Origin of the sequence: Parvibaculum sp. (assembly GCF_002684405.1) — a bacterium.
In the GTDB taxonomy this organism is placed as follows: domain Bacteria; phylum Pseudomonadota; class Alphaproteobacteria; order Parvibaculales; family Parvibaculaceae; genus Parvibaculum.
Window position 1 is genome coordinate 1 of the sequence record NZ_NYVD01000031.1, and the last position, 6,702, is coordinate 6,702.

Here is a 6,702-nt window from a genome sequence, read left to right on the forward strand (position 1 = left end):
GACGACATACCAGCCGTAAAATATCCGCGACTTGGGCTCAGGCCCGCCTGTCTCACCCGGCGCCGGAGCGCCGGCGCTGTCCTCACGCATGAACCTCTCCCGAAAACAGACGCGCCGACCCGGGCAGGCGGCGCGCGTGCCTTACTTATCGTTTCCGTTACGGCAAACCAAGAAATTTATAGGGTGACTACCCCATCCAAATCCGGTCAGGACAGCGCTTTCAGTTCGTCTTCCATCGTCTTGCGGAAGCTCTCGCGTTCGGTAACGCGATGGTCGCCCGCGGCATAGGCGAGGGCGTTTTCGTAGTAGAAGCGCGCATTCATGGCGTTCGCCACGCGATTGTCCCGCGTCTTCACCAGCTTGGCCGGCGATCCGGCAATGATCGAATTGGGCGGGAACTCGGTGCCTTCCGTGACGATGCTATGTCCGGCGACGATGGAGTTCGCGCCGATTTTCGCGCCGTCCATCAGGGTCGCGTTGATGCCGATCAGACAGTTGTCGCCGATCTCCGCGCCATGCACGGTGGCGTGATGGGTGATGGAACAATTGTCGCCGATGACTGTCGGTGTGGCGTTGCCGACATGGATCATCACGAAGTCCTGAATGTTGGTGCGTTTGCCGATCACGACTTCATGCATCTCGCTACGGATGACGACATAGGGCCAGAGCGAGGCGCCTTCGCCAATCGTCACCTTGCCGTAGACGAGCGCTGTTTCGTGAATGAAAGCCGGATCGTTCAACGTCACGTCGGGGCCAAACCTAGTCACTTGTCGCCTCTCCCGCATGTTGGTCCATGAGCTGGCGGACGGGTCCTGCCGCTGCAATCAGCCCGAACGCCACAAGGGATCCCGCGGCCACCAAAAAGAAAGAAGCGTCATATCCGCCTGTGGTTTCTTCGAGTACCCCGATCAGGGCCGGGCCGGACGCCACGCCAAGCGTCATGAAAAACTGGTTCACCGAGTAAAGCCGCCCATAGGCCTTGAGCCCGAAGGCTTCCGCGATCAGAAGCGGCGCCATCATCAACAGGTTGCCGACCGTCAGTCCGAACAGCGCCGCATTTGCGATGAGCGCCGTTTGTCCATGCAACGCTGCATAGAAGCACAGTGCCACCGCCTGGGTGGCGATCAGGCCAAGAACGAAAAGGCGCGAGGACATCCATGCCAGCGCCCAGCCACCGGCAAGGCGGCCGACAATGCTGGCACCCGCCATGACGGCAATGGCCATGGCGGCCGTGTCGTCGCTTCCCGTGCGCATGGAAACCAGGCGGAACTGATGGGCGATCGCCCCGACCTGCGCCATCATCACGAAGATGTAGCCGGCGGTGAAGAGCAGGAAGAACCGGCTTCTGACCGCGGCGTCGAACCCGATGCCGTCGGGCGGCAGTTCTACCCCGGTTTCGTCGCGTTGGATTTCGTCGCCATCGGGACCGAGCCCCATGGATTGCGGGGAAGGGCGAATAAGAGCCCATGTGACGGGGATAACGCCGAGGATGAAGATTGCGGCAAGCCAGGGAGCTGCGCCGCCAATTCCGTTCGCATCGATCAGATGCACCGAAACCGGTGTCAGGATTATTCCGCCTAAGGATAATCCCGTCGAGGCGATGGACAATGCGATGGAACGCCGCCGGGCAAACCAGCGAGCTACCAAGGTCGTACCAGGGATGAGGGCGGTTGCCGCATAGCCGCTGCCGAAAATGATGTAGAACGCATATAGCTGCCAGATATTGTGGACATAGCCCGCCAGCATGATCGCCGCCGCGCTCACGATCGCGCCTGCCGTGATGATCCAGCGCGGGTCGTATCTCTCTATGAACCAGGCAACGCCGATCCCCGTGATGCCCGAGGCGACGAAAAAACAGGCCGTGGCGCCGGACGTGGCCGCGACGGAAAAGCCTTCCGACGATATGAACGCCTTCAGATAGACGGAGAGGTTGTAGAAGCCGAGCCCTGCGCAGACCGTCATGACGATGCAGACGCCGGCTACGACATACCATCCAAAGAATGGATGCGTCGGCGCATGGCCGGCACGCGCGTCTCCGCGCGTTTCTTTTTCGGATGGCGTTGTCATCGATCCTCCCTGACAGCGCTGCACATTTGTCGTTTCATGCAGCGCCATTCAAGCCCTATAGCCCGAGGCATGCCCTTCGGCCAAGCCCTGTCCGGTGGCGCGCGGTCCCGGCATCGGATAAACATGAGGGAACGGCATTCAGAACCGTGTACAGGGAGAGAAACATGAAATTCTACAATTCCATCGGCCCCAACCCCCGTGTCGTGAAGATGTTCATGGCGGAGAAGGGCATCGAAATCCCCTTCGAGGAAGTGGATATTATGGCCGGTGCCAACCGCCAGGAGCCCTATCTGAAGGTCAATCCGGCCGGTCAGCTGCCCGCGCTGGAGCTCGATAATGGCGCCGTCATTTCCGAAATTACGGCGATTTGCGAATATCTGGACGAGAAGTTCCCGGACAATTCGCTCGTGGGCGCCACACCGGAAGAGCGCGCCGAAACGCATATGTGGACGCGCCGCGTCGACCTCGGCGTTTGCGAACCGCTGGCCGGCGGGTTCCGTTATGCCGAAGGCCTTCCGATGTTCAAGGACCGCATGCGCTGCCTGCCGGAAGCCGCGGAAGGGCTCAAGGCCATCGCGCAGGACAAGATCAAATGGCTGGACGGGCTGCTGGAGGGCAAGCAGTTCCTCGCCGGCGACCGCATGACGCTGGCCGATATTCTGCTCTTTGCATTCCTCGATTTCGGAACGCAGGTCGGGCAGCCCATCGACACGAGCAACAAGAACATTGCTGCCTGGTTCGAGCGGATGAAGGCGCGCCCGAGTGCCGCCGCCTCGGCCTGATCGTAAAATCCTTCTCAGGCGCATATGGGATTCGGTATGCGCCTGAGAAAATCCCGCCTCCATCTCAATTTGACGATTGCATCCGGCAGTCTTTTCGCGGCAGGTTAGTAAATAACCTTTATCAACTGGGGAGGAGATGAGGTGAAGCTACTGCTGTGGATGGTCATGGCTTTCGGATTGGGCATGGTGGTCATGAAGGCTATGCCCGTATCCGCGGCCGAAATGCCGGCTTGCGTTGACAGCGAGCGTGGCAATGCGGCCAAGGCGCAAGCCTGGTGGGATCGCCGAAGCCCGCAAGAACAGAAATACATCTCCGAACTGCCATGTGAAGAACGCTATATTCCCATGGTATGTATCTTCCTCTGGGTTCCCGACCTGCAGTCATGCGTCAACAAGCGCGTTGGCAACTTCAGGGCGTCGAAATACTGCGATCAGCAGGGTTTCGAGCTTCTTTCCGAAGAGCATGTCGCATGCCAGAAGAAGTGGATCAGGGAAAAATACAAGGAACCTTTCCCGAACGCGTCGTCATGATCGCCGGTCCTGCGCGGCCCCGATCCGGACGGGTCGGGAGATGCACAGGAAGAGGCGATCGGTGAGCAAAGGGGCGATTGAGGGCACGGCGGAGAGCCGCAATCCGGATGATTGGGAATCCGCCGCCGCCATTACTCTTGGCAAGGAAGTTCTCGAACTGGACAAGCAGCGCGGCTATATCCGCGCCGCTTATTTCGCAGGCGATAATTTCCTCAACAGAGGCGGGCGGATCTATGGCGGTTTCCTCGCCGCCATGCTGGACGGCCTATGCGGACATGCAGTCCGGCTCACCCATCCGGCGGACGATCCGGAGATGCCGCAAGTAACCCTCGAGCTGAAGACGAGCTTCCTCGGTCGAGCCGATCCCGGCCGCTTGGTGGGTGAGGGCTGGGTGCGCCATCGCGGCCGGTCGATTGCCTTTGCAGAAGCGGAACTCCGCAATGAGGCGGGCGATCTCGTCGCCCGGGCCAGCGCCACCTTCAAAGTCGGGCGGTAATCCTTTACCCAAAGACAATTGACACTTCGCTGAAGGTGACTGAGCCTTAGCGGGTTTCTGGAATTGGGGGGTAATCCATGTTCAATCGATTCGCGCTGGGCGCGGCATTTCTGGTGTCGGCCTTCTTCGCCACGGGCAATCCTGCACAGGCTGAAACTGCCGACTGGTCCGGCTTCTATCTGGGCGCTCATGCAGGCGGTATCGCCGCCAAGGAGCATTGGAAATGGAACCAGGCCGGTTTGTATGCCGCCAGCGCGGGCGAAACGCACGATCCCAGCGTGAACGGCCTTATCGCAGGCGGGCAGGCCGGCTATCTCCATCAGTGGGGTCCGTGGGTCGCCGGCGTTGAACTATCGGCGACCACCGGCCATCTGAAAGACAAGTCCAACAGCACGTCGACCCCCGGTGTGGTCCACAAGACCACGATCGACTGGTTTGCAACTGCGGCTGCGAAGTTCGGCTATGCACGAGAGGATTATCTTTTTTATGGCCTCGCCGGTTACGCAGGGACCGACATACACACCTCGACCGGACAGCCGGGCGTAAGCGAGTTCTTCGAAGAGGTCTGGCAAAGCGGGTTTCTGCTGGGGGCGGGCGTGGACTACAAGCTCTCCAAGCACATCGTGCTCGGCGCGCAGTACAATTACATGCACATTCCGGAAAGAGATCGCACCGGCACCGGCCAATTCGAAATCGGGGGCTCGACGGGCGTCGCGGAATCCATCAGTACTGGCGCGGATTATCACATCGCCACGCTTCGCATGAGCTGGCAGTTCTGATCATTCCGGTGTGAGCGTCCAACCCGTGGCGCCGCCCACAAGCTGCACGAGGGCGGCGTCGACCTCTTTCTTCGTCGCCCCCTCGAACTTCATCAGTGCGACTGTGTGTCCGCCACCGATGAAAATCCGCGCGGCAGCCTTGGGCTTGATCCAGGCAGGAATGTGGTTTGCCTTCTGGCCCCGCCTGATGGTCGCTTCCGCCGCATGGTGCAACCGCCCCAAAACCCCCAGATAGGCCGGCCACCGGTCGCTCCCCGTGCCCGTGCTCCAGTCCAGCCAGACGCGAATGCGGTCCGGCTGCTCTTCCACGCTGTCGGTGAACAGGCGGGCGAGCATCATCAACGCGTCGGCAGCGGGTAGTGTTTTCCGGGCGAGCGTGTCGGCCAGAAGACCGTCGAGAAAGGCTTCGACCTCCGCCAGCGTTGCGGCGACGAGATCGTCTCTGGTGCGGAAGTAGGAATAGACAGCCGGAATGGAAACGTCGGCCCGCGCCGCGACATGGGAATGTGTCGCCCGCGCTATTCCGTGCTCGGCAAACGCGGATAATGCGCAGCGCAGCAGCTGGGCGCGCCGATCCTCAGGAGAAAGGCGGGTTCGGCGGCGATTTGCGTCAACGGACAATTCAATGATTCTCCCGGTCGTTTCGGTGCCGGATCATGGCATGGCGCAATAGATGTTGACAGGTTACAGCATTCTTATTGATACTTTACTCAATTAATGCGTTTGTCATTCATTCGGGAGGAGGGCTCCATGAGTATGGCCGCAGAACAACCCGCCATGGCGGGTGCATCGTCGATTCCGCTCAGCGAAATCGATGTCAGCAATCCTGTGCTTTTCGAAACGGATACGGTCGGCGATTACTTCGCCAGGCTGCGCGCGGAAGATCCGGTCCATTACTGCGCGGACAGTGCTTACGGCCCCTATTGGTCCGTTACCAAATTCAACGACATCATGCATGTCGAAACGCATCACCAGATATTCTCTTCGGAAGCGAAATTCGGCGGCATCGTCATCGACGACAGCATCCAGAAGGCAGGCGAGGGCGGGATCGATCTTCCCAATTTCATCGCCATGGACCCGCCCCGGCATGACGAGCAGCGCAAGGCCGTCAGCCCGATCGTCGCGCCGGACAATCTCGCCAAGATGACCGGCCTGATCCGGGAACGCACGGCGGGCGTTTTGGACAGCCTGCCGGTCGGCGAGGAATTCGACTGGGTACCGACCGTGTCGATCGAGCTGACGACACGCATGCTCGCGACACTTTTCGATTTCCCCTATGAGGAGCGCGCCAAGCTCACTCGCTGGTCCGACGTCATCACGGCGCAGCCCGGCACAGGTATCATCGACAGTTGGGATCAGCGCACCAACGAGCTGATGGAATGCGCAGGCGCATTCCAGACTTTGTGGAACGAGCGGGTGAACGCCGATCCGAAGCCCGATCTGATTTCCATGATGGCGCATTCGGAAGCGACGCGGAACATGCCGCCGGAAGAGTTCCTGGGCAATCTCGCTCTGCTCATCGTGGGCGGCAACGACACGACGCGCAATTCCATGTCGGGCAGCGTGCTGGCGCTTCATCAGAACCCGAAGGAATATGAGAAGCTGCTTGCCGACCACAAGCTGATCGACAGCATGATACCGGAAGTCATTCGCTGGCAGACGCCGCTGGCGCATATGCGTCGCACCGCGCTCGAAGATACCGAGCTTGGCGGCAAGACGATCCGCAAGGGCGACAAGGTCGTGATGTGGTACCTGTCGGGCAATCGCGACGATGAAGTGATCGATAACCCCGAATCCTTCATCATCGATCGCGCACGGCCGCGTCAGCATCTTTCCTTCGGCTTCGGCATTCATCGCTGTGTCGGCAATCGCCTTGGCGAATTGCAGTTGCGCATCCTCTGGGAAGAAATCCTGAAGCGCTTCAGCCGGATCGAAGTGGTCGGCGAACCGGAGCGCGTTCGCTCCAACTTCGTGCGCGGCTACGCCACGCTGCCCGTGAAGATACACGCATAGGACGTCGGGCAGGGGGCTCCGGGGCGGAGCCCCC

Annotated in this window: 8 protein-coding genes; 5 read left to right on the plus strand and 3 right to left on the minus strand. The window is 60.3% G+C overall.

The window, feature by feature from the left end:
• Positions 1-206: 206 nt before the first annotated feature.
• Both CMI59_RS02720 and CMI59_RS02725 read right to left on the minus strand, forming a co-directional pair.
• Positions 207-767 carry a gamma carbonic anhydrase family protein gene (locus CMI59_RS02720; protein WP_293324395.1) on the minus strand — a complete coding sequence of 187 codons (561 nt, stop codon included), beginning with the start codon at positions 765-767 and terminating at the stop codon, positions 207-209.
• The gene (locus tag CMI59_RS02725; protein WP_293324398.1) at positions 760-2,067 is read right to left on the minus strand and encodes an MFS transporter; all 1,308 of its coding nucleotides are present in this window, start codon (positions 2,065-2,067) and stop codon (positions 760-762) included. The genes CMI59_RS02720 and CMI59_RS02725 overlap by 8 nt, the downstream gene beginning before the upstream one ends.
• A 164-nt stretch (positions 2,068-2,231) precedes the next feature.
• On the opposite strand from CMI59_RS02725, the gene CMI59_RS02730 reads away from it, so the two are divergent.
• The 4 genes from CMI59_RS02730 (at position 2,232) to CMI59_RS02745 (ending at position 4,655) form a co-directional block, all read left to right on the plus strand.
• The gene (locus tag CMI59_RS02730; protein ID WP_293324401.1) at positions 2,232-2,849 is read left to right on the plus strand and encodes a glutathione S-transferase; all 618 of its coding nucleotides are present in this window, start codon (positions 2,232-2,234) and stop codon (positions 2,847-2,849) included.
• 141 nt (positions 2,850-2,990) lie between these two features.
• On the plus strand, positions 2,991-3,380 hold the full coding sequence (locus tag CMI59_RS02735) for a hypothetical protein (protein ID WP_293324403.1): 390 nt from the start codon (positions 2,991-2,993) through the stop codon (positions 3,378-3,380).
• A gap of 61 nt (positions 3,381-3,441) precedes the next feature.
• Positions 3,442-3,876 carry a PaaI family thioesterase gene (locus CMI59_RS02740; RefSeq protein ID WP_293324406.1) on the plus strand — a complete coding sequence of 145 codons (435 nt, stop codon included), beginning with the start codon at positions 3,442-3,444 and terminating at the stop codon, positions 3,874-3,876.
• Positions 3,877-3,953: 77 nt separating this feature from the next.
• Complete coding sequence (locus CMI59_RS02745; protein ID WP_293324409.1) at positions 3,954-4,655, plus strand: outer membrane beta-barrel protein; 702 nt, start codon at positions 3,954-3,956, stop codon at positions 4,653-4,655.
• On the opposite strand, the gene CMI59_RS02750 is transcribed toward CMI59_RS02745, so the two are convergent.
• Positions 4,656-5,276, minus strand: coding sequence for a TetR/AcrR family transcriptional regulator (locus CMI59_RS02750; RefSeq protein WP_293324411.1), 621 nt, complete (start codon positions 5,274-5,276; stop codon positions 4,656-4,658). It abuts the gene before it with no gap.
• 129 nt (positions 5,277-5,405) lie between these two features.
• Between CMI59_RS02750 and CMI59_RS02755 the strand changes: the two genes are divergently transcribed.
• A complete protein-coding gene (locus CMI59_RS02755; RefSeq protein ID WP_293324414.1) occupies positions 5,406-6,668 on the plus strand; it encodes a cytochrome P450 in 1,263 nt (420 codons plus the stop codon).
• The last annotated feature ends 34 nt before the right edge of the window (positions 6,669-6,702 follow it).